This window comes from Ruoffia sp. FAM 26255 (assembly GCF_045528525.1).
GTDB lineage: Bacteria > Bacillota > Bacilli > Lactobacillales > Aerococcaceae > Ruoffia > Ruoffia tabacinasalis.
In genome coordinates, this window is sequence record NZ_JBGQQX010000102.1 from 1 (window position 1) to 3,023 (window position 3,023).

Here is a 3,023-nt window from a genome sequence, read left to right on the forward strand (position 1 = left end):
TTAACCCGAAGCCACCGCGGTTTCCAGCAAGCTGAAGCAGAGCTATGGGAAATGTTTGGAACACTAGCAGAGAGCTGATTTTTTTACAGAAGGAATTCTTTATTTACACAAACTTCTTGACGCTCCCCTTTAATACCATATACTAACTATAATTAGAATAATCGGAGGCTGATTATATGCAAAAATTAGTTTACAGCTCACTTAATGGGCAACACCTCGTTGATACACGTTCGCAACATTCATTTCGAGCTGGCCACATTGTTGGGGCACTGAATCTTAATTTAGCTAATTTTAAAAAGTACGCGATTAACTATTTCCCAACAAATGAGCCCATGGTCTTTGTCACTGATGATAAAAGTTCACAACACTTAGACGATCTTCAATTATCAGCAAAAGAATTAGGCTTTACAGAGTTGTCTGGTTATATTTTGTTTGAGGAAATCCCTAATTCAGAACTCAGACAAAGTGATACAATCTCTGCTAAGGATTTCTTAGATCTTGAAGGCGATTATACTCTTCTTGATGTTAGAAATCCGTCCGAAATTACACGTATCGCACCAAAAAATAATCTTAAATCCATTCCGTTTGAAGATTTACCTACGTCTCATCAATCCCTTAATAACAGTAAACACATCTATACTTTATGCGGTTCTGGGAACCGAGGAACAGCAGCTGCTTCGTACCTTGAGACACTAGGATTTCAACCTATCATTATCGAAGGTGGTATGAAAGCTATCCAAGATGAAGACAAGTATAAGGCTACTGGTAAGTGAAAATACGATTATAGATATTTTCAAATAAAATGAAATTAACAATACTATAGAGGAGTGAGATCATGGCGGTAGAACAGACTTACATCATGTTGAAGCCTGATGCTATCCAACGACAGTTAATGGGTGAGATTATTAGTCGAATTGAAAGAAAAGGCTACCAGATCCTTCAAGCAAAGTTAATGGATCTTGATTCAGAGATAATTGCGAATCATTATGCTCATTTATTAGAACAGAATTTCTATCCTAAACTGGAAGCTTATATGTTATCCGGACCAGTATTTGCAATGATTGTTGAAGGCGATGAAGCTATTCAAGGTATGCGGACATTGATGGGGCCGACAAATGTCTTTGAAGCAATGCCGGGAACAATTCGTGGAGACTTTGCGACTGATTTAACTTATAATACGATTCATGGCTCAGACTCACCTGAAGCTGCTGAAGTTGAAATCAAGCGATTTTTTGGCTAGTTTGCGTGAGTTCAAATTAAGAATATACTTATCAAATAATAGGAGTATTTTATGTTTAAAATTTTAAAAGCTGGCTTGTTACTCGCGACTTCTCTCGCAATGATTAACTTACAACCCGTCTCTGCGCAAGGTTTAATGGGACGACAAGAGTTCGTTGATTATTTAAGCTCTTCCCTATCATCTGGCAATGGTTGGGTAGATGGCGGACAATATATGGATAATTTTGATGATGCATTATTCAACTCTGCTATCAGTGGAACAACTTTAAGTGATGCTCAAATTCGAGATATTATTTACACTTTGGAAGATGGTTATCCAGGGTGGATTGACCATGCAACAGAGATGTCATTAACAGAATATGCCCGTGAATACTTAGCACAATATGCTAGTCCTGCTGGAGATAGCGCTTCGAATGCCAGTACAGAATCCTTACCATATCAGGATTTTATTGGGACTTATCAATCTACTGGTGCAGTTCAAAGCATTAGTTTACAAAACGTAACTATGCCTTACGATAATTATCTGGAAAGGTCAGAGGAAAGTTTAGTGTTCTTTCTTTCAAATAAAGTCACAGTTTCTGATTCTTTTAAACCTGATACTTCCCATCAACTAACTTTTAATCGTGATGGAATTGTTGATCATCAAGGAACTGATGGTCTGGGATACGCATCTTATCAATATCAAAACTACATCGGTGAGCAGTCAAATATGAAAAAATTAGACACGAATCTTTATTTTTATTATAACGACGTCCAGGATTCCTATGATTTAGTGAGCTTTTACGAGATACAAAGTAATTCAATGGATGACATTACTTTTAATGTAAACCTAACTCGTTTTCAAAAGCTGTCAACTGAATCGACAAGTCAACCATCAAGTTATCAAAATGTCATTGAGCTCCACCAAGCGTTTGAAGCATTCAATTGGATTACCTCTCCCGAGGCTTTAGAAGCTTATGGTGATTTTAGATATGTTGTTGAGAATGCTAGTTTTGGAAATATTGGAGGTGAGGATACGAAATACGAAGAACTGCAAACAATGATAGGTCGCTCTGATTATACGGTTTCTGAACAACTTCAACTTGATTTCCGTAATAATTACATTATTTCGTATCCTTATTACAGACCGAATGGAACAGAATCATTCATGCAAGTATCTTATCCCATTCACGATGTTTTTGCGATGGGAGCAACTTTGATTTTCTATGAAGTATCACCTGAAATGTTTAAGCCGATTGATAATGATTTTTATCAATATAATTCGGTCAGTCAATTTGTTGATTTGAATCCGAATATTATTGCGGTATCTCAATTTTGGGGCACTCCAAGTGACCGATATCAACTTGCCATTCCAACAATTAATCCATCAACGGGTGCTCAAACGGTCTATCAGATGTTTCAAAAGGTCGCTCAGCTGTTAGGAAGAGACGATATCGGCACGCACACGCTGCGTAAGACGTTTGGTTACCACTATTACAAGAAAACCAAAGATGTGGCCACACTGATGGAAATATTTGGTCATAGCAGCGAAAAAATCACGAAGCGCTATATCGGGATCAATGAAGACGAAATAAGTGAAACCTTATTAAATTTTAGATTAGGATTTTAATATAACTAAATGATAGAATATTAGTCGAATAGAATATATATTTATTGAACCTGAATAATTCATAGCTCTATAATTTAAGCTGGTTTCTTGAATAAATTAATCGTTCTTGGAAAAATTGGGAATTTTTCTACAAAATAGTGAGTTCTCGAAGTAGATTTTAACTAAATGAACCTTC

2 protein-coding genes and 1 pseudogene are annotated in these 3,023 nt (G+C 36.5%); all 3 read left to right on the forward strand.

Annotation, left to right across the window (positions count from 1 at the left end):
* The first annotated feature begins 176 nt into the window (after window positions 1-176).
* Window positions 177-773, forward strand: a complete 597-nt coding sequence (locus ACEN31_RS11305) for a rhodanese-like domain-containing protein (protein WP_407109459.1) — start codon at window positions 177-179, stop codon at window positions 771-773.
* Window positions 774-835: 62 nt separating this feature from the next.
* On the forward strand, window positions 836-1,240 hold the full coding sequence (ndk, locus tag ACEN31_RS11310) for a nucleoside-diphosphate kinase (protein ID WP_407109460.1): 405 nt from the start codon (window positions 836-838) through the stop codon (window positions 1,238-1,240).
* Window positions 1,241-2,620: 1,380 nt separating this feature from the next.
* A pseudogene (locus ACEN31_RS11315) lies at window positions 2,621-2,848 on the forward strand (tyrosine-type recombinase/integrase); the annotation flags it as partial.
* Window positions 2,849-3,023: the final 175 nt, after the last annotated feature.

Bases quoted from the DNA above. Each gene is read 5' to 3' on its own strand.
- ndk (WP_407109460.1), top strand. From the start codon at position 836: ATGGCGGTAGAACAGACTTACATCATGTTGAAGCCTGATGCTATCCAA.
- ACEN31_RS11305 (WP_407109459.1), top strand. From the start codon at position 177: ATGCAAAAATTAGTTTACAGCTCACTTAATGGGCAACACCTCGTTGAT.